Here is a 21,872-nt window from a genome sequence, read left to right on the forward strand (position 1 = left end):
TCCAGCCTAGGGCTCCGGGCGGCACGGTGGCGACGAGCGCCTCGGATGTCTCACCCACGTGACGCGCGGGCCTCAGGGGCGCGCGATACTGGGAGCCGGTCCGTTCCCCGTCCCCGTGCAGGAGGTGCCCCGTGGCAGGTCCCCGTCCGACCCCGCACGCCCGCCGCCACGGCGGGGTGCGCCGGCCCGGCGGACTCCCCCGGCCCGGCCAGGCCTCCACGCTGGAGTCCTCGACCGACCTGCGCACGGCGCTGCGGCGCTCGGGCCGTGCCGTCAGCTCGGTGGTGGGCGGCTCCCCGGCCCGCGCCGCCCTCTCCGCCTTCGCCCTCATGGCCCTGGTGTTCACCGGGCTCCTCGCCCTGCCGTGGGCCGCGGCGGACGGCCACGCCACCCCCCTGCACGACGCCATGTTCACCGCGGTCTCCGCCTTCTCCGTGACCGGTCTGACCACCGTCAACACGGCCGAGCACTGGTCCCCCGCGGGCCAGGTGATCATCCTCGTGGCCATCCAGATCGGCGGCCTGGGCATCCTCTCGATGGCCTCGCTGCTCACGTTGGCCGTCTCCCGGCATCTGGGCCTGAGGTCGAAGCTGGCGACGCAGCAGGCGGGCATGACCTCCGGCAGTCTCGGCGAGGTCGGCCAGCTGCTGCGCGTCGTCGTCGTGACGGTGCTGACCGCCGAGGCCGCGCTGGCGCTCGTCCTCGTGCCGCGGTTCGCGGCCATCTCCGGCTCGTGGCTCACCGGCCTGTGGCACGGTGTCTTCTACTCGGTCAGCGCCTTCAACAACGCGGGGTTCACCCTGCACGTGGACGGCCTGCCGGAGATCATGCACGACCCGGTGGTCATCACGGTGCTCGGCGTCGGCGTGTTCCTCGGCGCGCTCGGCTTCCCCGTGGTCATGGTGCTGCTGGAGAAGGGGTGGCGGTTCCGGGAGTGGAACCTGCACACCAAGCTCACGGTCGAGGTGACGCTGGCCCTGCTGGTGCTCGGCGCCGTCGCCCTCTTCTTCTTCGAGGCGGGCAACCCGGCGACCCAGGCCGGCATGGGCTTCTGGCAGCGGGTCGGGCACTCCCTGTTCGGCTCCGTGATGACCCGCTCCGGAGGCTTCGCGATCGACGACACGAACGCGCACCAGCCCGAGTCCCTGCTGCTCATGGACGCGCTGATGTTCGTGGGCGGTGGGTCCGCCTCCACCGCGGGCGGCATCAAGGTGACCACGCTGGCGATCATGTTCCTCGCGATCGTGGCGGAGGCGCGCGGCGACCGCGAGGTGACGGCGCACGGCCGCACGATCGCCCCCGAGTCCCTGCGCGTGGCCATCGCGGTGCTCGCACTCGGGGCCACCCTCGTGCTCGTGGCCACTCTGGCGCTGGTGCACATCACCGACGAGTCCCTCCAGCGGCCCCTGTTCGAGGTGATCTCCGCGTTCGGCACGTGCGGACTCTCCGTGGGCGTCTCCGCGGAGAGCCCACCGGCCGGCAAGTACGTCCTGACGGCCATGATGTTCGCGGGCCGCGTTGGTACGATCACGTTCGCCGCCGCCCTGGCCCTGCGCCAGCGGCGCGTGCTCTACCGCTACCCCGTCGAGAGGCCGGTCATTGGCTGACACCCCGCAGCGCACCGATCCCAACGCCCCCGTGCTCGTCGTGGGTCTGGGCCGCTTCGGCGCCGCCACGGCCGAGGAGCTCGTCGCACAGGGGCGCGAGGTGCTCGCCGTCGAGCGGGACCCCGTCCTCGTGCAGCGCTACGCCCCCTCGCTGACCCACGTGGTGGAGGCGGACGCCACCGACTCCGAGGCCCTGCGCCAGCTCGGTGCGCAGGACTTCTCGACGGCGGTGGTCGGCGTGGGCACCTCCATCGAGGCATCGGTGCTGATCACCGTGAACCTCGTGGACCTGGAGATCCCGCACATCTGGGTGAAGGCGATCAGCGAGGCGCACGGCACGATCCTCAAGCGGATCGGGGCGAACCATGTGATCTTCCCGGAGCACGACGCCGGCGTGCGCGCCGCCCACCTCGTGAACGGGCGCATGCTCGACTTCATCGAGTTCGACGACGACTTCGCGATCGTGAAGATGTACCCGCCGGCCGAGTGCGTGGGCTTCACGCTCGCCGAGTCCCACGTGCGCTCCAAGTACGGCGTGACCGTGGTGGGCGTGAAGACCCCGGGCGAGGACTTCACCTACGCCCAGCCGGACACCCGGGTGGGCCCGCGCGACACCCTCATCGTCTCCGGGCACACGGACCTCATCGACCGGTTCGCCGCCCGGCCCTGAGGCACGCCGGAGCCGTCAGGCCCCGAACTCCTCGGCCATCTCCTTGTCGCGCTGCGCGGCCGCGTCCATGGCACGGTTCACGAGGTCGCCCATGCCGCCGTCCAGGAACGCCTCCACGGCCTTCTCGGTGGTGCCGTTCGGGCTCATCACGGCCTTGCGCAGAGCCTCGGCCCTGGCCCCCTCCTGCTGGAGCATGATGCCGGCGCCCTTGACGGTGGCCGCGGCCATGGCCTCGGCGGAGGCGGCGTCCAGTCCCATCTCCGCACCGTGGGCGGCGATCAGCTCGGCCAGCAGGAACACGTAGGCCGGGGCGGAGCCGGCGGTGGCCACCACGGCGGAGAGCTGCTCCTCGGCCACCGGCACCACCAGGCCGGAGCCCTCGAAGAGAGCGCGCACGGCGGTGGTCTGCTCCTCGGTGACGCCCGGCCCGGGGGCCACGCCCACGACGCCGGAGCCCACCGTCAGGGGCGTGTTCGGCATGGTCCGCACGATCGGCTGCCCCGCCGGCAGCACGGCGGCCATGGTCGCGGCGGTGACGCCGGCTGCCACGGACACCACCACGGTCTCGGGGCGCAGCGACGGCGCCAGGTCCGTGAGGGTGGCGACCATGTCCTTCGGCTTCACGCCCACCAGGACGATGTCCGCCTCAGCGACCGCGGCATGGTTGGTGCGTTCGTCCCGCTCCTGGGAGGTCACCGTGACGCCGTGCTGCGCGGCCGCCTTCTCGGCGGAGGCGGCGGAGCGGGTGGTGGCGGTGACGTCCTCGGCGCGCACGGCGCCGGCGTCGAGGGCCCCGGCGAGGATCGCGCCGGTCATGGTGCCCAGGCCCAGGATGGTCAGCTTCATGGTCGGTCCGTCTCCTTCGTGGTCGGGCGCGGAACGCCGTCGTCGTCGTGGTGGTCGGTCCCGCCGGCGGCCAGGTGCTCGCGCGCGAACGCGAGCGAGGCGGCCAGCTTCTCCTCGCGCTGGCCCGCGTACTCCACGCCGCGCGTGCCCACCTCCACGCACACCGCGCCGGCCAGGCCCTCGGTCGCCAGGTGGCGCAGGGTCTCGGCCACGCGCTGCGTGCCCTCGCCGGGGACCAGGTGGTCGTCCTTGCCGGAGTCGTTGCCGTCGGTGAGGTGGACGTGCCGCAGCCGCGGGCCGAGCTCGCGGACGGCCGCCAGAGAGTCCGCCCGCGCGATGGCCGCGTGGGAGAAGTCCCAGCAGATGTGCTCGTACGGCTCGGGCAGCGGGTTCCAGTGCGGCAGGTACATCTTGGCCTCGCGGCCGTAGGCCCGCCACGGGTACATGTTCTCCACCGCGATCACCACACCGGTCTCCGCCATGAGCTCGTGGATGCCCTCGGCGAAGCGCACCGCGTACGTGCCCTGCCAGCGGAACGGCGGGTGGGCGACCACGGTGGCCGCACCCACGGCCTGCGCCAGCTCCACGGAGCGGCGGATCTTGGACCACGCGGAGCCCCAGACCTGCTGCGTGAACAGCAGGGTGGGGGCGTGGATGGAGTCGATGGGCATCCCGTGCCGCTCGGACAGCCGCATCAGCCGCCGCGCGTCCTGGCTCCACGCGTTGTGCGTGACCATGACCTCCACGCCGTCGTAGCCGAGGTCCTCGGCGGTGGCGAACACGTCCTGGGTGCCCAGGGGGAACACGGACGAGGAGGACAGGGGCACGGGGATGTCCGCGCCGAAGCGCGCCGCGGGGGCCAGGTGCGCGGTGGCGTCCACCATGCTCAGCGCACCCCCAGGCTCAGTCCCGGCAGGAGGGTGTCCGGGTTGAGGTTCACGTGGCCGACGCCGGGCAGGCCGTCCCGGGTGAGGTGGCCCTCGAGCATGAGCGCGTCGAGGCGGTTGAGGATCAGGCCCTCGCGCAGCGCCCACGGGCAGATCTCGAGCTGGGCGATGCCGAACGTGCGCATGGCCGTCAGCGCGACGATCGCCCCCGCGAATACCTGGTGCGCGCGCACGTCCGAGACGCCGGGCAGCTCCGCCCGCTCCGCGATGGTCATCGCCGCGAGGCGGTTCACCCACAGGTGCAGGTCGTCCGCGCGCAGGTGCCGCTTCACGAAGGGCCCCGCCGCCGACGGCGCCGCCCCGGTGATCCGGGCGAGGGAGCGGAACGTCTTCGAGGTGGCGGTGACCACCACGGGCGACTCGATGCGCGGGAAGACCGTGTACGCCTCCTCGAGTCGCTTCTCCACGTGCTTGCGGAGCTTCTTCACCGCCTTGGGGCTGGGCGGGTCCTCGGGCACCCAGTCGCGGGTGAGGCGGCCGGCGCCCAGCGGCAGGGACAGGGCGTGCGAGGGCAGCTCGTCCTGGCCGTAGGCGATCTCGAAGGAGCCGCCGCCGATGTCGAAGTTCAGGATGGAGCCGGCGTCCCAGCCCTGCCAGCGGCGCACGGCGAAGTACGTCATGGCCGACTCCTGGTCCCCCGTGAGCTCGGAGAGGTGCACACCGGTCTCGGCCTGCACGCGGGCCAGCACGGCGGCGCCGTTCGCGGACTCGCGGATCGCCGAGGTGCAGAACGAGATCATGTCCTCCGCCCGGTGCTCCTCCGCGAACGCGGCGGCCTCACGGACGAAGTCCACGAGCTCCCGCTGACCCTCCTCCGTGATCGCCCCGTCGGCGTCCTGGTAGCGGATCAGCGGGAGGGAGCGCTTGTGCTCCGCGTAGGCGACGGGGCGGGCCCCCGGGTGGGCGTCCACGAGCAGCAGGTGAACGGTGTTGGAGCCGATGTCCAGGACGCCGAGGCGCATGGCGCTCAGGCCTTCTTCCGCGCGGTGGTCTTCTTGGCCGGGGCCTTGCGCGCCGCCGGCTTCTTGGCACCGCCGCGGGTGGCCGGGCCCTTGGCGCGCTTGTCCGCGAGCAGCTGGTAGGCCTCCTCCGCCGTGAGCTCCTCGGGCTGGCGGCCGCGCGGGACGGTGATGTTGGTGACGCCGTCCGTGATGTACGGGCCGAAGCGGCCCTCCTTCACAGTGACCTTCTTGCCGGAGACCGGGTCCTCGCCGAACTCGGCCAGCGGCGGCTTGGCGGCCCCGCGGCCACGCTGCTTCGGCTGGGCGTAGATCTCGAGGGCCTGCTCCTGCGTGATGCTGAAGATCTGGTCCTCGGACTCGAGCGAGCGCGAGTCCGAGCCCTTCTTCAGGTAGGGCCCGAAGCGGCCGTTCTGGGCGGTGATGACCTCGCCCTCGGCGTCCGCGCCCACGACGCGCGGCAGGGACATCAGCTGCAGCGCCTGCTCGAGGGTCACGGTGTCCACGGACATGCTCGTGAAGAGGGAGCCGGTGCGGGGCTTCTCCTTGGCCGGCTTCTTCTTCGGCTTGGGCTTGCCGTTCTTGTAGTACTCGGTGGGCTGGGCGTCGAGCCAGGCCTGCAGCTCCTCCTCGGTCATCTCGGGGATGACCTCGGTGACGTAGGGCCCGTAGCGCCCGTCCTTGGCGACGATGGTCCGGCCCGTCTCCGGGTCCGTGCCGAGCTCGCGCTCGGAGGGCTGGGCGGTGGCGAACAGCTCCTCGGCCTTGGCCGGGGTGAGCTCGTCCGGGGCCAGGTCCTCGGGGACGTTGGCGCGCGGCGGGGTGGCGCCCGCCTCCGCGTCGGCCGGCAGCGACCGCTCCAGGTACGGACCGTACTGGCCCACCCGCAGGGTGATGTCCTCGGTGATCGGCAGCGAGTTCACGGCCCGCGCGTCGATCTCGCCGAGGTTGTCCACCACGTGCTTGAGGCCCTCGACGCCCTTCTCCGTCTCCGCGGCGGGGGCCCCGAAGTAGAAGGTCTGCAGCCAGGCCTCGCGGCCGAGTTCGCCCGCGGCGATCCGGTCGAGGTCGTCCTCCATGCGGGCCGTGAAGTCGTAGTCCACGTACTTCGCGAAGTAGTCCTCGAGCAGGCCGATCACCGCGAACGCGGTCCACGACGGGACGAGCGCGGTGCCGCGCTTGGACACGTAGCCGCGGTCCATGATCGTGGAGATCGTCGGGGCGTACGTGGAGGGACGCCCGATCTCGCGGCGCTCCAGCTCGGCGACGATCGACGCCTCGGTGTAGCGGGCCGGCGGGGAGGTCTCGTGCCCGGTGGCCTCGATCGGGTCACCGGTGAGGCGCTCGCCCTGGGCCACCTGCGGCAGTCGGCGGTCCTTGGCCTCCGCGTTCTCGCCATCGACCTCGGCGTCCCGACCCTCCTCGTACGCGTCGAGGAAGCCCTTGAACGTGATGACGGTGCCCGAGGCGCTGAACTGCGCGAGGCGGCCGTCCTGCGCGGCGGCCGAGAGCCGCAGCGTGGCGGTGTAGCCCTTGGCGTCGGCCATCTGCGAGGCCACGGTGCGCTTCCAGATCAGCTCGTACAGGCGGAACTCGTCCGGGCGCAGCTCGGCCTCGACCTGGGCCGGGGTCCGGAAGGAGTCCCCCGCGGGCCGGATGGCCTCGTGGGCCTCCTGCGCGGTCTCGTTGCGCTTGGCGTAGACGCGCGGCTGGGCCGGCACGGCGTCCGCCCCGGAGAGCTCGGTGGCCTGGCGCCGGGCGGCCTGCACGGCCTCCTGCGAGAGGTTCACCGAGTCCGTGCGCATGTACGTGATGTAGCCGTTCTCGTACAGGCGCTGGGCCACCTGCATGGAGACGCGGGAGCTCATGCGGAGCTTGCGGGCGGCCTCCTGCTGCAGCGTGGAGGTGGTGAAGGGGGCGGCCGGGCGGCGGGTGTACGGCTTGTCCTCCACCGAGTCGACCGTGAAGTCCGCCCCGCGCAGACCCTCGGCCAGCGAGCGGGCGCCGGCCTCGTCCAGGTGGGTCACCTTCTTGCCGGCGGAGGCCTTGAGCCGCCCGGCGTCGTCGAAGTCGCGGCCCGTGGCCACACGCTCGCCGTCCACGGTGCTCAGACGTGCGGTGAAGGAGCTGCCCACGGCCTCGGCGGCCTGGGCGCCCTCGGCGACGGTGAACGTGCCCTCCACGCCCCAGTACTGCGCGGAGACGAAGGCCATGCGCTCGCGCTCGCGCTCGACGACGAGGCGGGTGGCCACGGACTGCACACGGCCCGCGGAGAGGCCGCGGGAGACCTTGCGCCACAGCACCGGGGAGAGCTCGTAGCCGAAGAGCCGGTCGAGGATGCGGCGCGTCTCCTGGGCGTCCACGAGGGCCGTGTCCAGCTCACGGATGTTCTCCAGGCCTCGGCGCACGCCCTCCTTGGTGATCTCGCCGAAGGTCATCCGGTACACCGGCACCGTGGGCTTGAGGGTGTCCAGCAGGTGCCAGGCGATGGCCTCGCCCTCGCGGTCCGCATCCGTGGCGAGGTAGAGGGCCTCGGCGTCCTTGAGCTCGCGCTTGAGCTCCGTGACCTTCTTCTTCTTGTCCGGGTGCACCACGTAGTACGGGGTGAAGCCGTGCTCCGTGTCCACGGCGAACTTGCCGAACGGGCCCTTCTTCATGTCCGCCGGCAGGTCCGAGGGCTTGGGCAGGTCGCGGATGTGCCCCACGGAGGAGTCCACCACCCAGCCGGAGCCCACCGCGTTGAGGTACTTCGCGATGGACTTGCTCTTGGCCGGGGACTCCACGATGACCAGCTTCTTGCCCTCGGGCACGGAAGCGGTCACGGAAGCGGGGGTAGTGGACAACGGGTCCTCCTGGGACGGGATGGCTGCGGGTCCGGGGCCGACGCGAGCCGACCCGTGTCCGCCGGGGGCGGACGTCCCCACATCGTAGGGCGCGCTGACCACGATAACGCCCGGAGCCTGACAGGCCCCTGGGCGGGCCCCGTCCGCCGGACACGGGCTCGGGTCCTCCTGCCCGCCTCCGGACACTCAGCCTATGCTCAGGCCATGCATCCCCGTCGGTCCCGGGTTGCTGCCCGGCGGTGGCGGCCCGGAGGCTCCGGCCTCAGGCCCGTGGGTCCGGAGAAGGACACGTCGGGCTCGGGCACGTACTGCCACCACCACGGCGACAACCGCAAGCCCGAAGGCATCCACGCGTTCGACGGCGTGGCCGGGCAGGGGACGTGTTGACCGCCCCGGGGTCGACGGCGGACCTCGTCCGCCGCTGGGAGTCCGCGGCCCGGCCGAACCCCACGGCGACGGACGTGGGCTCCCTGCTGGAGAAGTGCTACCGCGCGAGACCTCTGGCACGCGAGATCCTCTCGGGCGGCCATCTGCAGCACGACGAGGAGCTGCGCAACCACACGGAGAAGGTCCTGTGGACGGTCACGGACACCGTCACCCTGCTGCACTTCGCCCGGCACGCCTTCGGCTCCCTCGATGCGTATCTCCTGCACCTCGAGTCGGAGCGGGAGGACGCGGACGCGGCAGCCGAGTGGGACGAGGGCGCCGAGCGTGCCGACGTCGCCTACTGGACAGGGCTGGAGAGTCAGGTCCCCCAGGAGGACCACCCCTACGGGCTGGTCCTCACCCAGCACGCACTGGGTCAGCGCGTCACCGCGATCCTCGAGGTCGAGGACGGGGCGGTGACCGGCTTCACGGTGGAGGGCGTGCTCGGGCAGATGGTGGACGAGCACCTCGAGGGACTCGTGGGCTTCCCCGAGCCGGACCCGGACTTCGGCGAGGCCGTGCCGGTGATGCGCCGCGGGGATCCCGACGACGAGATGTTCGTGCGTCATCTGCGCCACGCTGCGCGGCTCGGCTTGATCTGAGATGTGGGCCGGGCCGTCCGCTCAGCCCTCCACGAGGAACCCGTCCTCGTGCAGCTCCCGCAGCGCGGCCAGCAGGCCGGCCCGGCCCGCTTCGTCCAGCTCCAGCAGCGCGGCGACCGCGCCCACCAGCTGCCCCACGGACAGCTCGCCGTCGCTGGCCGAGAGGACGCCCGCCGTCGCGGTGTCCAGGCGCGCCACACGCCGGAACCCGGAGCCCTGGCGGGCCAGGATCACCTCGGGGTGCTCCGCCCCGAAGCGCTGGTGCCGCTCCTCCGTGACGTCCGCGGCCACGCGCAGGTGCAGGCCCCGCAGCGCGGCCAGGGCCGGGTCTCCCACGGCGTCCCCCGCCCCGGGGCCCGCCGCGAGCCGGTCCCGGCGGGCGACGGCGGCGGCCCACGCCCCGCCGAGGGCCTCGTCGACCGGCTGGGTCAGCTCCTCGGCGACCACCCACCCCCGGCCCTGGGAGCCGTCCGCGGCGGGCCGACGCAGCCACACGTGGCCGAAGCCCACGCCCGCGACCCCGCGCGCGGCGAAGTCGTCCAGGTACCCGCGGTAGGCGGCCTCGTAGGCGGGCGGGTCGAGCTCGAGCGAGGAGTCCTGCAGCCACGTCTCCGCGTAGCCCGCGGGGTCCTGCCGGTCGCGCTGGATGAACCAGGCCTGCATCCCCGGCGCCACCCACGAGCGCGGGCGCGCGTCCCACGGTGCGGTGTCGGCGTCGGCGGTGTCTCCCGCCGGGATCTCCCAGTTGGCGAGCAGCTGCGCGGTGCCCCCCTCGGCGAGCACGTCCGGCAGGGCCGCGATCAGCTCCGCGACGATCCGGTCGCCCTCGCGGCCGCCGTCGCGGTAGGTCAGCACGGGCGCGTCCGGATCCGTGCGCGGGGTGATCACGAACGGCGGGTTCGAGACCACGAGGTCGAACCGCTCCCCCGCCACCGGCGCCAGCAGATCGCCGGCCGCCAGCCGGACCCGGTCCTCGAGCCGCTCCCGGTCGAGGCCGAGCACGTCCGCGTTGAGCAGCAGGTTGAACCGGGTGAAGGCGAGGGCGCGCTCGGACAGGTCCGTGGCGGTGACGTGGTCGGCGTGGGCGAGCAGGTGCAGGGTCTGGATCCCGCAGCCCACCCCCACGTCGAGGGCGCGGGCCACGGGACGGCGCTGCGTGGCGCCGGCGAGCGTGAGGGAGGCCCGACCGACGCCGAGCACGTGCTCGGGAGGCAGCGGGCCACGCCGCTGCAGGGCCGTCAGGTCCGAGGCGATCCACATCCGGCCCGGCTCGTCCGCCTCATACGGCGAGAGGTCCACCGCGCCGCGCACGCGCCCGTCCGGTCCCTCGACGACGAGCCCGGCCGCCACGGCCCCGGCCAGGCCGAGGCTGGGCAGCGCTGCGTCGAGGTCGACGGCGGGGACGGGGTCGCCGAGCAGCCAGGCCCCGACGGCGGCGGCGAGGCCCCGCGTGCCGTGCCGGTCGTCGGAGCCGGCTGCGTCGTCGTGCCGGCCGGGGCTCGCCAGGTGGCCGGCGACGACGCGGCGGGCGGCCTCGGCGTGCTCGCGGTCCAGGGCGAGCGTGGCCACGGGTCCGAGCAGCCCCTCGACGGCGGCGGTGGTGAACGGCAGGGCCGCCAGGTCCGCGGCGAGGGCCACGGCCGTGGCCGGGGTCAGCCGCGGGGCGGGGGGCGACGGAGGTGTCGGGACGGGACTCATGCCTCGGTCCTCTCAGCGGGGTGGGGGCGGTGGGCGCAGACGGGGCAGCGGTGCTCGGGGTCGTCGACGGCGCAGGCCGCGCAGCGGACCTCGAGCGTGGTGCAGGCCGGGTCGGCGCAGTTGCGCAGCGCCGAGGTCGGGGCCTGGCACGTGACGCACCGGCCGATGGTCTCGGCGTCGGCGGTGAAGCGGGTGGACAGGCGTCGGTCGAACACGGCCAGCTCGCCCCGCCACAGTCCGGCGTCGCCGCGGGCCTCGCCGTAGCGGACGATGCCGCCGTCGAGCTGGTAGACCTCGGCGAAGCCGCGGTCCTTGAGCAGGGCGGAGAGGACCTCGCAGCGCACGCCGCCCGTGCAGTAGGTGATCAGCGGCGCGTCCTTGAGGTGGTCCAGGGCCCCGGAGTCGACGGCGGCGAGCAGGTCGCGGGTGGTGTGCGCGTCCGGGACCACGGCCCCGTCGAAGCGGCCGATGGCCGCCTCCACCGTGTTGCGGCCGTCGAGGAAGCGCACGGGGTTCGCGGTGCCGGCGCGCTCGGCGACGAGCGCGTCCACCTGGGCGGGGGTGAGCCGCTCCCCCGTGCCGACGACGCCGTCCGCGTCCACGGTGACGCGCTCGGGGGCCCCGAACGCGACGAGCTCGGGCTTGACCTTGACGGAGAGGCGGGGGAAGTCCGCCGCCGAGCCGTCCGACCACTTCACCTCGAGGTCCCGGAACGCCGGATGCTCCCGCGTGCCGCGCACGTAGCGCTTGACCGCGTCGACCGGTCCGCCGACGGTCCCGTTGATCCCCTGCGGCGACACGATGATCCGGCCGGTCAGGCCGAGGGACGCCGCGAGCGTGCGCTGCCACAGCCGCACCGCCTCGGGGTCGGCGAGCGGGGTGAACCGGTAGTACAGCGCGATGCGGGAGAGGGGGGCGGTGCTCATCGAGGTCCAGGCTAGTGCGCGACCCCGGACGTGACGGCCGTGCGGGACGGGCGGGACCTGGCCCGCACCGGCCTCACGCCTTACCCTTCAGACATGACTGAGCATCTGGATCCGGCACTGGTCGACACCTGGTTCGCGGCCTGGTCGCGATCGCGCGGCTACCGCATCAGCCGGGAGGCGGGGCGACGCGCGGCCCTGCGCACCCCTCGCCCCGCCCGCATGATCCCCGGCGGCTCCGGTCGCGCCACGGTGGACGTGCCGGCCACGTGGGAGCACGTGGTGGTGAACCCCTCCCGCGCGGAGCTCGAGGACCTGCGCGAGGCGCTGCGCGACCAGGAGCAGATCCTCCTCACCGTGTTCGGCGACGCCGGCGAGGACCCGAAGGCCATGGGTCTGAAGGCCCAGGCCGAGCCGGAGCGCTTCATGACCATGGACATGGACCCCGAGCTGCAGGACGTGGAGCCCCCGCTGCTGCCCGAGGGCTATGAGGCCCGCGTGGACCAGCCGATGGAGGGCAGCCGTCGCCTGCGCATCCTGGCCGTCGGCGCCTCGACCGCGCCGGAGGGCGAGGAGGAGCTCGCCGCCCTCGGCTGGGTCACCGAGGAGGACGGCACCGCCGTCTACGACCGGATCTGGACGTCCCCGAACCACCGCCGCCGCGGCCTCGGCTCCCTCGTGATGCGCTACCTGACCTCCGAGGTCATGAGCGAGGGTGAGATCAGCCGCGGCCTGCTCGTCGCCTCCCCGGACGGGCAGAAGCTGTACCGCCACCTCGCCTGGACCGACCTCGGCCCCGTGTCCATCTGGGGTCGCGGCCTGGCCGAGGACAACCCCACCGCCGAGCACACCGGCACCATGGGGGCGTGACCGGCCACCTCCCGGAGCACGACCCCTGGGCGGATCCCGCAGGCGGCTGGGGCCCGCCCGGCACGGCGGACGCCGCGCCGGGCGTCGACGACGCCGCCCCGGACTTCTCCGGACCGGAGCCGCAGCCCGTCGGTGAGGTGGTGGCCGACGTCGTGGCCGGGCTGTCCGTCACGGCACCCGGCGACCTGCGCCCGGACACCCCGGCGGGGGCCGGACTCCGTGCGGCGCTGGGCCGGGCCGGGCTTCCCGAGCAGATCCGCCACGTCACCGAGCTGCCCGCACGGCAGGCCCGGCACACGGACTGGCCCGCGGACGCTCCGGAGGGCCTGGTCAGGGCGTTCGCGGCGCGCGGCGTCGAGCGGCCGTGGCTGCACCAGGTGCGCGCCGCGACCCTGGCCGGTTCGGGCACGCACACCGTGCTCGCCACGGGCACGGCGTCGGGCAAGTCGCTGGGCTACCAGCTGGCGGTCGGCACCCGGCTCGCCGCCGACCCCCGGGCCACCGCGCTCTACCTCGCCCCCACCAAGGCCCTCGCGGCGGACCAGCTGACCTCCTGGCGCGCCCTCGAGCGGGACGGTGCCCCGGGGCTGCGCGCGGCCCCCTACGACGGCGACACCGCACCGCAGGACCGGATCTGGGCTCGCGAGCACGCCACCGTGCTCATGACCAACCCGGACATGCTCCACGTGGGGATCCTGCCGCATCACGAGCGGTGGGCCGCGTTCTTCCGGAACCTGGCGTTCGTGGTGGTGGACGAGTCGCACACGTACCGGGGCGTCTTCGGCTCGCAGGTGGGCATCCTGCTGCGCCGGCTGCGGCGCATCGCCGCCCACTACCGCGGGGACCGTCCGGAGACCGTGTTCATCGGAGCGTCCGCGACGTCGGCGGATCCGGCCGGGCACTTCGCCCGACTGATCGGGGCGCCGGCCACGGCCGTCACCGAGGACACGTCCCCGCACGGGGCGGTCACGGTGGCGTTCTGGGAGCCGGAGCTGACGGACCGTCGGGGCGAGAACGGCGCGCCCGTCCGCCGCTCGGCGATGGCCGCCGCCGCCGACCTGGTCACGGACCTGGCCCTGCAGCAGGTGCGCACGCTGGCGTTCATCCGCTCGCGGCGCGGGGCCGAGGCCATCGCCAGCGCGGCCAAGCGGCAGCTCGAGGAGGTCGAGCCGGGGCTCGGCACGCGGATCGCGGCCTACCGCTCGGGCTACCTGCCCGAGGAGCGGCGGGAGCTGGAGGCGGACCTGCGCTCGGGTCGGCTGCTGGGCATGGCCTCGACGCCGGCGCTGGAGATGGGCATCGACGTCGCGGGGCTGGACGCGGTGGTGGTGGCCGGCTGGCCGGGCACCCGCGCGTCGTTCTTCCAGCAGATCGGCCGCGCCGGGCGCGGTGGCCAGGATGCGCTCGCGTTCTTCGTGGCCTCGGACGACCCCCTGGACACGTTCGTGGTGGACCACCCGGAGGCCGTGTTCGACCTGGGCGTGGAGGACACCGTGGTGGACCCGGAGAACCCGCACCTGCTCGGCCCGCAGCTGTGCGCGGCCGCTGCGGAGCTGCCGATCACGCCCGAGGCGTTCGGCTGGTTCGGGGAGCCGGAGCGGGTGCGCGCCCTGCTGGATGTGCTGGTCGAGCAGGGGCTGCTGCGCCGTCGGCCGGCCGGCTGGTTCTGGACGCACCCCGAGCACGCCGCCGGCATGGTCTCCCTGCGGGACGACGGCGGCGGGCCCATGGACATCATCGACGCCGAGTCCGGTGCCCTGCTGGGCACGATGGACTCGCCCCAGACCCACTACCAGGCGCATCCCGGCGCGGTGTACGTGCACCAGGACCGCACGTACCTCGTGGCGGAGCTGGACGAGGACGCGCACGCCGTGGTGGTCACGCGCGCCTGGCCGGACTTCACCACGCAGGCCCGGGACGTCACGGAGATCGAGATCGTCGCGGTGCACCGTCGCCTGGACGCGCGCGAGAGCACCCTGCGCTGGTGCCTCGGGGAGGTGCAGGTCCGCACCCAGGTGGTGTCCTTCCAGCGCAAGGCCCTGGCCTCCGGGGAGGTGCTCGGCGAGGAGCCCCTCGACCTGCCGGCGCGGGACCTGTTCACCTCGGCGGTGTGGTTCCAGGCGGCCTCGGACGAGCTCATCGCCGCGGGTCTGACCACGGATCGCCTGCCCGGCGCCCTCCACGCGGCGGAACACGCGATGATCGGCATGATGCCGCTCGTCGCCTCGAACGACCGCTGGGACATCGGCGGCGTCTCGATGGTCCTGCACCCGGACACGGGCTCCCCCGCCGTGTTCGTCTACGACGGCCGGCCCGGCGGGGCGGGCTTCGCCGAACGCGGCTTCGAGCAGGCGCGACGCTGGGTCGAGGCGACGGCGGGGGCCATCGCGGCCTGCGAGTGCGCGGAGGGCTGCCCGTCCTGCGTGCAGTCCCCCAAGTGCGGCAACCGCAACAGCCCCCTGGACAAGGCCGGCGCGCTGACCGTCCTGCGGTTCCTGATGGACCACGCCGATCACCTCGTCCCGGCGGACGCCTCGGCCGACGGCTCGGGCGGCGCCCCCGGCGGGTCCGAGGACGCGGCGCCCGGGGCCTGAGACCGCGGCGGACCCGCGACGGCGTCGGCCGTGGCCGCCGGCAGCGGGGCGCGGGCGAGCTCGACCGCGACGCGCACGGTCCCGTCCTCGCGCACCTCGCACGCCACGACGACGGCCCCGTTGCGTTCGGCGGTCCGCCCGGCCAGCACGCACGGCTCGTGGTCGGAGAGCCCGCGCCGGGCGTCGGAGGCGGCGAGCGCCGCCAGGTCGGCGGCCCCGGCCGCCCGGGAGCCGGTGACCGAGGCCTGCCCCAGCGCCGCGACCGCCAGCAGCAGACCCGCCCCCAGGGCGGCCGTGCCCAGGACGGACACGGTGCCCGAGCCGCGTTCGCCCCGCGCGGGCGCCCTCCCGCGGGTCATGACCGGTCCTCCGGTGAGGCGGCGGGCGTTCCGGGCCGCTGGTCGGGGGCGGCGGCGTGCGCGGTGAGGGTGAGCACCTCGGCCCAGGCGAGCGGCCCGGGGCCGGGCTGGACGACCTCGACGGTCACCCACCCGCCCTCGACGGTGTGCGAGAGCGAGGCGTCGTCGCCGGCCATGCGCGCCACCGCGTCCCGGGCCGCCGCCTCGTCGTCGCCCCGGGCGAGGATGCGGGCGGCCGACGCCGCGGCGTCCTGACCCCGCACCTGCTGCACCGCGGCGGCGCCGGCCAGCAGGACGGACACGAGCACGAACGCGATCACGGGAAGCAGCACCGCGTACTCGGCCGTGACGGCCCCGGTCTCGCCGCCCCGGAGCGCCCGGGGCCACCCCGCCGTCCGGGCGCCCGTGCGGCGCGCGGACGGCGGGGCGGAGGTCGGGTGCTCAGTCACGCTGGAGCGCCCCGGAGACGAGGTCCACGAGCAGCGACTGCACGTCCGGGCTGGTGAGCACGACGGCCAGCACGCCCGCGAAGCCCACGGCGGCGAGCGTGAGGATGCCGTACTCGGCCGTGATCGCGCCGGTCTCCTCGCCCGCGGCTTCGACGACGCGGGCGAGGCGGTCGCGATCGCTCGGGCGGGTGGCGGCGGGCTGGGCGGTGTGGGAGCGGTGGGTCATGGTGGTCCTCCTGGAGTGGGCCCCGCGGTGCGGGGCGGTGGTGACGGCCCGGCCGGGCCGCTGGTCCCAGGCTGGCCCGGTGCAGGCCCCGCGCGCCGGGGGCGGTGCGGATCCGGGGATGGGGCGGGGCGAACGGGGCCCTGTGCAGGACCGGACGCCCCGGTGTCGCCGCCGCCTCAGCCCGGTCCCGCCCCGAGCAGGGCCATGACGACGGGCACCACGCCCCAGCACACGAAGGCGGGCAGCAGGCACAGCCCCAGCGGCATCACCAGGCGCACGGCGAGCTCCTCGGCCGCCCGTTCATCGGTCCGCCGGGTCTGCTGACGGACGGCGGCGGCGGTCTCGGCCAGCGTGCGGGCGCCGGCCATCCCGGACTGGTGCAGCGGACGCAGTCGGGCGGCGGTCTCGGCCCACACCGGGTCCGTGTCGAGGCCCACCCACGCCTCGTCCCAGTCCCGGCCCCAGAGCAGCAGCGCCGCCGTGGCCCGCAGGCCGCGGGCGCCCGGCAGGGTCCGAGCGAGGTCGTCCAGCGCGGCGGGCAGGGATCGGCCTGCGCTGAGCAGCGCCGCCAGCACGTCCAGCACGACGGCGGAGCCCACCGCCGCCGGCTCGCGCGCGGCCGCACGCAGCAGCAGGCGCGTCCAGGACCGCCCGGCCAGCCAGAACAGCAGCCCCACCGCGGCGACCACGGCACCGAAGGGCGAGCGGACCAGGTCCCACGGGGAGGTGCCGAGCAGCCACGCGAGGCCGAGGCCGCCCAGGGGCAGCCACTGCAGCAGTCGGGACGTCGCGCCCGGCCCCGCCGCGGCCGAGCGGCGGGCCCGGGCCGCGTCCACGTCCGCCTCGAGGCCGTGGGCCAGCCGCCGGGCCACGGCTGCGGGAGCGGCACCCGCCCGGGCCCCGGCCGCGAGCGCCGCATCGACCAACGCCCAGCCCGGGTCCTGTGCGGGGGTCCGCCAGGGCGGGGTCCCACCGCGGCGCGCCGCCTCCCCGGTCGGCGCATGCGCCGCCGGCGCATCCCAGGCCAGCGCCTCGGCCCGGCGTCGGGCGTGGTGATGGGCGCAGCATGCGACACCCGCCTCGCCCGGGCCCGACCCGCAGGCGGGCAGGGTGCCCGCGGTCTCCCGCCAGGCCTGCTCCTCGGTCAGACCGGCCGCGACGAGGGCGGCCCAGCGGCGCAGCACGTCGATGAGCACCTCCGTCTCCTCCTCCGGCCTCGCCCGCCCCGCCCGCCAGGGCAGCAGCGCCGCGGCACGCCCGGCGCGCGACCGTCGTGCCTGCCCGGCCGCCGTCGTCGTGCTCACCGGCCGCTCCGCCCCGCCAGCCGGGCCGCGAGCGCGGGCACGCCGGGTCCCTCGACGGTCCGCCCGCCCGTCGCCTCCGTCCCGGGCCGCCATGTGAGGGCGGGCAGCAGGGCGAACCCGTCGGCGCGCGGGTCCGGGACGGCGAGCTCGACGGGGTGCCGCCCGTGGCCGTCCCGGGCGACGTGCAGCACGGCGTCCACGCCGGCGCGGGCCTGCGCGGCCACCGTCTCGGGCCGCCAGCCGGCCAGGGAGGCCATGGCCGTCAGCCGGGCGGGCACCTCGGCGGCGGCGTTGGCGTGCAGGGTGCCCCACGCGCCCTGGTGTCCCGTGTTCAGGGCGGTGAGGACGTCGGCCACCTCGGCGCCGCGGCACTCGCCGACCACGAGCCGGTCCGGCCGCATCCGCAGCGCGTGGCGGATGAGCTCGGCCAGTCCGACCTCGCCGGCGCCCTCCGCGTTGGCGGCGCGGCACTGCAGTGCGACCACGTGCGGGTGATCGGGCGCGGCCTCGGCCGTGTCCTCCACGACGACGATCCGTTCGTCCCCCGGCACCCGGCCGAGGGCTGCGGAGAGCAGCGTGGTCTTGCCCGCCCCGGTCGCGCCGCTGACCAGGACGGTGGCGCGGTCGCGCACGAGCGCCTCGAGGGCGTCGGCCCAGAGGGCGCCGTCCGGCCAGCCGTCGGCCAGCGCGGCCAGCGACGGCGTCGTCGCGGCCGGGATCCGCAGGCTCAGCAGGGTGCCGCCGCCACTGACCGGGGGCAGGACCGCGTGGACGCGCACGCCGCCCACGCGGGCGTCGGCCAGCGGCACCGCCGCGTCGAGACGGCGGCCGGCCCGGTGCAGCAGCCGCACCGCGAGCGCCCGGGCGGTCTCGGGGTCGAGCCGACCGGGGCGGCGGACGAGGCCTTCGTCCCCGTCGGTCCACACCGCGCCCGCGCCGTCCACGAGCACGTCGGTCACGCCCGGGGTCCGCACCCAGGGTGCGAGCGGGCCGAAGCCGTCGAGCTCATCGACCAGCGCCGCCACGCGCGGGTCGTCGATCGGCGCGTCGAGGGCCTCGGCGATCAGCGGGGCCAGCGGCGGCTCCGCACCGTCCGCGGCCGACGCACGGGCCTCGGCCACGCGCCGGCGCACGACGGCGGCGTCCAGCCCGCCGGGGCCCGCTGCGGGTGTGGCCAGCGGCGGCGCGGCGACCTGCGTGCGTTCCGGCTCGGCCGGGTCAGTGCGGGGCCACGGGAACCGTCGGCTGCCCTCGGGCGGGGCGGGGCGGCGTCGTCGGCCCCGGGGCGGGCGGGCCGGGGCGGCGGGGACGAACGGGCGCATGGCGGGCCTCCTGCGGGTCGGGGCGGCCGCCGCGGTCCGCGGCCGCCGGCCCGTCCAGTCCACCGTCCCGCCTGGGTGCCCGCACCCCCGGCCCCGCCGCTGGGGACACGGGCCCGCCCTCCGGCGCCTGTGCAGGAGCGGACGGCGGCGCCCAGCCGTCAGCCGTCAGCCGCGCAGGATCCGGTGGGTCCGCGCGTCACGCACGCGGGAGTCGTCCCACGGCACGTCCCAGCCCAGCAGCGCCAACACACGGTCCAGCAGCGCCGCCGTGAACCCCCACACCAGGCGCTCGCCCACGAGGAAGCCCGGCGTCTCGCCGCGGCGGCCGCCGGGCCGGGCCACGCGGCACCGGTTCGCGGGGTCCACCAGGTCCGCGACCGGCATCCGGAACACGGCCGCGGCCTCGGCGTGGTCGACCACCGCCACGCGACTGGGGTCCCGCCACCACCCGAGCACCGGGTGCACCACGTGCCCGGAGACCACCACGGGCACCGCCGGCAGCACGCCCAGGACCTCCACACCGGCCGGGTCCAGGCCGGTCTCCTCCTGCGCCTCGCGCAGGGCCGTGGCCACGACGTCGGCGTCCTCGGGGTCGACGCGACCGCCGGGGAACGCGATCTGCCCGGCGTGCTGGCGCAGGGTGGCGGCGCGCTGGGTCAGCAGCACGTCCACGTGCGGGTGCACACGCTCGGCGTCGTGACGGGCGGGGACGTCGTCGAGGGCGCCGAACAGGATCAGCACGGCGGAGGGGCGCGGATCGCCGGACCGGGGCCAGTCGAAGCCCCACATCGGCACGGCCTCGGGCGGGATGGTGGTGAGCGAGGCCGGGTCGTGGCGACCGGGCGCGTCCGCAGGGGCCGTGCCCCAGCGGGCCACGAGGTCCGCCAGCTGGTCCCGCGCACCCGTCAGCGACGCCTCAGACGTCCCGGCGGCGTCGCGGGAGGTCGGGCGGGGGTTCGCGGGGGTCTCAGGCATGGCCCCCACGCTAGCCGCCGGTCGTAGCCTCGGGGCATGACGGCTCCCCTGACCTCGCCCCCGGCGGCCACCGCGTCCCCGGATCCGGTGGACGTCGCGGTGATCGGCGCCGGCCAGGCCGGACTGGCGGCAGGCTACTTCCTGGCGCGGGCCGCGCGGGACGTCGACCGCGGACGCCGGCCGGGCCCGCCGCCGTCGTTCGTCCTGCTCGACGCGTCCGCCCAGCCCGGCGGCGCGTGGCCGCACCACTGGGACTCCCTGCGCCTGTTCTCCCCCGCCGAGCACTCCTCCCTGCCGGGCCGACCCATGCCGCCGTCGCCCGGCCCCGGCACCCCGGACGCCGGGCACGTCGTCGCGTACCTGGCCGACTACGAGGACCGCCACGGGCTGCCGGTGCACCGGGGTGTGCGCGTCACGGCGGTGACGCACGACGCCGCCGCGTCCCCTCCGTTCACCCTGCGGCTCGAGGACGGCACGGCCCTGAGAGCCCGCGCGGTGGTCTCGGCGACCGGCTCGTTCACCCGCCCGTTCGTGCCGGCCCTCCCGGGCGCCGACCGCTTCGGCGGCACGCAGCGGCACTCCGCCGCATACCGCTCCCCCGACGCGTTCACCGGGCGGCGCGTCCTCGTGGTGGGCGGCGGCAACTCGGGCGCCCAGATCGCGGCGGACCTGCTGCTGGCGGGTGTCGCCACCACGTGGGCCACCCGGCGTCCGGCCCGGTTCATGCCGGACGACGTGGACGGGCGGGTGCTCTTCGATCGAGCCTCGGCGCGCGTGCTGGGCCGCTCCGAGGCGCGCGTGGGCGACCTCGGGGACATCGTCATGGTGCCCTCGGTGATCCGCGCCCGCGACGAGGCCGGGCTCCACGCGGTCCCCGCGCCCACGGCGCTCACGCCGGAGGGCGTCCGTTGGGACCACGACGCCGGCGCAAGCCACGGCTGGCCCGCCGCCAGCCGCGCCGCGGCCCAGGTGCGCGGGGCCGAGCACCCGGTGGATGACGTCGTCTGGTGCACGGGCTTCCGGGCGGACCTGCGCCATCTGCGGAGCCTCGAGCTGACCCGTCGCCCCTCCGGGGAGCCGGCGACGGAGCGTGCGCTGCCGACCGCCTCGGTGGACGTGCCGAGGCTGCACCTGCTCGGCTACGACGACTGGTGCGGGGCCGCCTCGGCCACGCTCGCGGGCGTGGGGGTGCACGCGCGCCGGGCCGTCGACGCGATCCTCGCGGGCCTCACCGCCGGCTGAGCAGGCAGGAAGGCTGGGCGCTCAGGCCTCCAGCCCGTGGCCGAGGGCGCGCAGCTCCCGGCGCGTCCTCCCCGCGCGCAGGAGCTCGAGCAGCTCCTCCCGGCCGGGCTTGAGCTCGTAGGCGAGCAGGGCGCGCGCCCGCTCGGGGTCGGTCTCCCCCGCGCCGTAGGACGGGCACCAGCGGGCGATCGGGCACGCCCCGCACGCCGGGCGGCGCGCGTGGCACACGCGGCGGCCGTGGAAGATCAGCCGGTGGGAGAGCATCGTCCAGTCCCGGCGGGGGAACAGGGCGCCCACGGCGTGCTCGACCTTCACCGGGTCGGTCTCGTCCGTGAACCCCAGGCGCCGGGCGAGCCGGCCGAAGTGCGTGTCCACGGTGATCCCGGGCTGGCCGAAGGCGTTGCCGAGCACCACGAACGCGGTCTTGCGCCCCACCCCGGGCAGCGCCACGAGGTCCTCGAGACGGGCGGGGACCTCGCCGTCGTGCCGGGCCACGAGCTCCTGGGACAGCCGCAGGATCGCGGAGGCCTTGTTCCGGTAGAACCCCGTGGAGCGCACGAGCTCCTGCAGCTCCGGCTCGGTGGCCGCGGCCATCGCGTGGGCGTCCGGGAAGCGGGCGAACAGCGCCGGCGTGGCCGCGTTGACCCGCACGTCGGTGGTCTGGGCGGACAGCACCGTGGCCACGAGCAGCTCGAACGGCGTCTCGAAGTCCAGCTCGGCGACGGCGTACGGGTACGTCTCGGCCAGGATCCGGTTGATCCGCCGCGCCCGGCGCACCAGGGCCAGCCGGGTCTCCCCGGTCGGCGTGCCCGTCGGCTCCGTCTCCATCCGCGCGTCCTCCCGCCCTCGTGCGATCCGCTCAGGTCCGACCATCCTAGGGAGCGGGGCGCGTGCCGACATCCACACCGGGTCCGGCCCCCGCTTTCGGGCGCGATGCGACACACAGGACCCGAGGATTTGTGACGACGCCGCCGTGCGCGGCATGCTGAGGCGGGAGACTAGTGTGGGAC

At 75.4% G+C, this 21,872-nt stretch carries 19 protein-coding genes; 6 read left to right on the top strand and 13 right to left on the bottom strand.

All coding sequences use genetic code 11. The annotated features are described in order from the left end of the window. Positions 1 to 131: 131 nt before the first annotated feature. Complete coding sequence (locus tag AC3RKA_RS08775; protein ID WP_002856331.1) at positions 132 to 1,607, top strand: TrkH family potassium uptake protein; 1,476 nt, start codon at positions 132 to 134, stop codon at positions 1,605 to 1,607. Then, positions 1,600 to 2,277, top strand: coding sequence for a potassium channel family protein (locus AC3RKA_RS08780; RefSeq protein WP_002856329.1), 678 nt, complete (start codon positions 1,600 to 1,602; stop codon positions 2,275 to 2,277). Before AC3RKA_RS08775 ends, AC3RKA_RS08780 begins: the two co-directional genes overlap by 8 nt. A 15-nt stretch (positions 2,278 to 2,292) precedes the next feature. Here the strand turns inward: AC3RKA_RS08780 and proC are convergent, their stop codons facing one another. The 4 genes from proC to topA are packed head-to-tail and all read right to left on the bottom strand — an operon-like array spanning position 2,293 to position 7,872. Next, entirely contained in the window at positions 2,293 to 3,123 is an 831-nt protein-coding gene (gene proC / locus AC3RKA_RS08785; RefSeq protein ID WP_002856327.1) for a pyrroline-5-carboxylate reductase, read from the bottom strand. Next, complete coding sequence (locus AC3RKA_RS08790; RefSeq protein ID WP_489727127.1) at positions 3,120 to 4,007, bottom strand: sugar phosphate isomerase/epimerase family protein; 888 nt, start codon at positions 4,005 to 4,007, stop codon at positions 3,120 to 3,122. The genes proC and AC3RKA_RS08790 overlap by 4 nt, the downstream gene beginning before the upstream one ends. A gap of 2 nt (positions 4,008 to 4,009) precedes the next feature. Continuing rightward, the gene (locus AC3RKA_RS08795; RefSeq protein WP_002856323.1) at positions 4,010 to 5,032 is read right to left on the bottom strand and encodes a Ppx/GppA family phosphatase; all 1,023 of its coding nucleotides are present in this window, start codon (positions 5,030 to 5,032) and stop codon (positions 4,010 to 4,012) included. A 5-nt stretch (positions 5,033 to 5,037) separates the two neighbouring features. Beyond that, positions 5,038 to 7,872: a type I DNA topoisomerase gene (gene topA, locus AC3RKA_RS08800; protein WP_002856321.1), complete on the bottom strand. Its 2,835-nt coding sequence runs from the start codon at positions 7,870 to 7,872 to the stop codon at positions 5,038 to 5,040. Between the two features lie 380 nt (positions 7,873 to 8,252). Between topA and AC3RKA_RS08805 the strand changes: the two genes are divergently transcribed. Next, entirely contained in the window at positions 8,253 to 8,900 is a 648-nt protein-coding gene (locus AC3RKA_RS08805; protein ID WP_002856316.1) for a hypothetical protein, read from the top strand. A gap of 21 nt (positions 8,901 to 8,921) precedes the next feature. Here the strand turns inward: AC3RKA_RS08805 and AC3RKA_RS08810 are convergent, their stop codons facing one another. Both AC3RKA_RS08810 and trhO read right to left on the bottom strand, forming a co-directional pair. Next, entirely contained in the window at positions 8,922 to 10,598 is a 1,677-nt protein-coding gene (locus AC3RKA_RS08810) for a DUF7059 domain-containing protein (protein WP_206480324.1), read from the bottom strand. Continuing rightward, positions 10,595 to 11,524 carry an oxygen-dependent tRNA uridine(34) hydroxylase TrhO gene (gene trhO, locus AC3RKA_RS08815; RefSeq protein ID WP_002856992.1) on the bottom strand — a complete coding sequence of 310 codons (930 nt, stop codon included), beginning with the start codon at positions 11,522 to 11,524 and terminating at the stop codon, positions 10,595 to 10,597. The genes AC3RKA_RS08810 and trhO overlap by 4 nt, the downstream gene beginning before the upstream one ends. A gap of 93 nt (positions 11,525 to 11,617) precedes the next feature. Here trhO and AC3RKA_RS08820 point away from each other — a divergent pair, with 93 nt between their 5' ends. Further along, positions 11,618 to 12,391: a GNAT family N-acetyltransferase gene (locus tag AC3RKA_RS08820; RefSeq protein ID WP_036334901.1), complete on the top strand. Its 774-nt coding sequence runs from the start codon at positions 11,618 to 11,620 to the stop codon at positions 12,389 to 12,391. Beyond that, complete coding sequence (locus tag AC3RKA_RS08825) at positions 12,388 to 14,985, top strand: DEAD/DEAH box helicase (protein WP_489727128.1); 2,598 nt, start codon at positions 12,388 to 12,390, stop codon at positions 14,983 to 14,985. The genes AC3RKA_RS08820 and AC3RKA_RS08825 overlap by 4 nt, the downstream gene beginning before the upstream one ends. Here the strand turns inward: AC3RKA_RS08825 and AC3RKA_RS08830 are convergent. The 6 genes from AC3RKA_RS08830 to AC3RKA_RS08855 form a co-directional block, all read right to left on the bottom strand. Continuing rightward, entirely contained in the window at positions 14,904 to 15,344 is a 441-nt protein-coding gene (locus AC3RKA_RS08830; protein ID WP_489727129.1) for an Rv3654c family TadE-like protein, read from the bottom strand. The genes AC3RKA_RS08825 and AC3RKA_RS08830 overlap by 82 nt on opposite strands. Further along, entirely contained in the window at positions 15,341 to 15,793 is a 453-nt protein-coding gene (locus AC3RKA_RS08835; RefSeq protein WP_065572459.1) for a TadE family type IV pilus minor pilin, read from the bottom strand. Before AC3RKA_RS08835 ends, AC3RKA_RS08830 begins: the two co-directional genes overlap by 4 nt. After that, on the bottom strand, positions 15,786 to 16,019 hold the full coding sequence (locus AC3RKA_RS08840; protein WP_475464513.1) for a DUF4244 domain-containing protein: 234 nt from the start codon (positions 16,017 to 16,019) through the stop codon (positions 15,786 to 15,788). Before AC3RKA_RS08840 ends, AC3RKA_RS08835 begins: the two co-directional genes overlap by 8 nt. A 176-nt stretch (positions 16,020 to 16,195) precedes the next feature. After that, a complete protein-coding gene (locus tag AC3RKA_RS08845) occupies positions 16,196 to 17,323 on the bottom strand; it encodes a type II secretion system F family protein (RefSeq protein WP_475464512.1) in 1,128 nt (375 codons plus the stop codon). After that, entirely contained in the window at positions 17,320 to 18,645 is a 1,326-nt protein-coding gene (locus AC3RKA_RS08850; RefSeq protein ID WP_489727130.1) for a TadA family conjugal transfer-associated ATPase, read from the bottom strand. The genes AC3RKA_RS08845 and AC3RKA_RS08850 overlap by 4 nt, the downstream gene beginning before the upstream one ends. Positions 18,646 to 18,810: 165 nt before the next feature. Continuing rightward, positions 18,811 to 19,620, bottom strand: a complete 810-nt coding sequence (locus AC3RKA_RS08855) for an NUDIX hydrolase (RefSeq protein WP_336264788.1) — start codon at positions 19,618 to 19,620, stop codon at positions 18,811 to 18,813. 36 nt (positions 19,621 to 19,656) lie between these two features. Between AC3RKA_RS08855 and AC3RKA_RS08860 the strand changes: the two genes are divergently transcribed. Then, positions 19,657 to 20,862 carry an NAD(P)-binding domain-containing protein gene (locus AC3RKA_RS08860; RefSeq protein WP_227448749.1) on the top strand — a complete coding sequence of 402 codons (1,206 nt, stop codon included), beginning with the start codon at positions 19,657 to 19,659 and terminating at the stop codon, positions 20,860 to 20,862. Between the two features lie 21 nt (positions 20,863 to 20,883). Here the strand turns inward: AC3RKA_RS08860 and nth are convergent, their stop codons facing one another. Then, entirely contained in the window at positions 20,884 to 21,690 is an 807-nt protein-coding gene (nth, locus tag AC3RKA_RS08865) for an endonuclease III (RefSeq protein ID WP_098470750.1), read from the bottom strand. Between the last annotated feature and the right edge of the window lie 182 nt (positions 21,691 to 21,872).

It is taken from the genome of Micrococcus sp. iso_229 (assembly GCF_058072725.1).

Excerpts from the sequence above, each read along its gene's own strand:
- proC (WP_002856327.1), bottom strand. The coding sequence starts at position 3,123 with ATGAAGCTGACCATCCTGGGCCTGGGCACCATGACCGGCGCGATCCTC.
- AC3RKA_RS08790 (WP_489727127.1), bottom strand. The coding sequence starts at position 4,007 with ATGGTGGACGCCACCGCGCACCTGGCCCCCGCGGCGCGCTTCGGCGCG.
- AC3RKA_RS08795 (WP_002856323.1), bottom strand. The coding sequence starts at position 5,032 with ATGCGCCTCGGCGTCCTGGACATCGGCTCCAACACCGTTCACCTGCTG.
- AC3RKA_RS08810 (WP_206480324.1), bottom strand. The coding sequence starts at position 10,598 with ATGAGTCCCGTCCCGACACCTCCGTCGCCCCCCGCCCCGCGGCTGACC.
- trhO (WP_002856992.1), bottom strand. The coding sequence starts at position 11,524 with ATGAGCACCGCCCCCCTCTCCCGCATCGCGCTGTACTACCGGTTCACC.
- AC3RKA_RS08820 (WP_036334901.1), top strand. The coding sequence starts at position 11,618 with ATGACTGAGCATCTGGATCCGGCACTGGTCGACACCTGGTTCGCGGCC.
- AC3RKA_RS08830 (WP_489727129.1), bottom strand. The coding sequence starts at position 15,344 with ATGACCCGCGGGAGGGCGCCCGCGCGGGGCGAACGCGGCTCGGGCACC.
- AC3RKA_RS08840 (WP_475464513.1), bottom strand. The coding sequence starts at position 16,019 with ATGACCCACCGCTCCCACACCGCCCAGCCCGCCGCCACCCGCCCGAGC.
- AC3RKA_RS08850 (WP_489727130.1), bottom strand. The coding sequence starts at position 18,645 with ATGCGCCCGTTCGTCCCCGCCGCCCCGGCCCGCCCGCCCCGGGGCCGA.
- AC3RKA_RS08855 (WP_336264788.1), bottom strand. The coding sequence starts at position 19,620 with ATGCCTGAGACCCCCGCGAACCCCCGCCCGACCTCCCGCGACGCCGCC.
- AC3RKA_RS08860 (WP_227448749.1), top strand. The coding sequence starts at position 19,657 with ATGACGGCTCCCCTGACCTCGCCCCCGGCGGCCACCGCGTCCCCGGAT.
- nth (WP_098470750.1), bottom strand. The coding sequence starts at position 21,690 with ATGGAGACGGAGCCGACGGGCACGCCGACCGGGGAGACCCGGCTGGCC.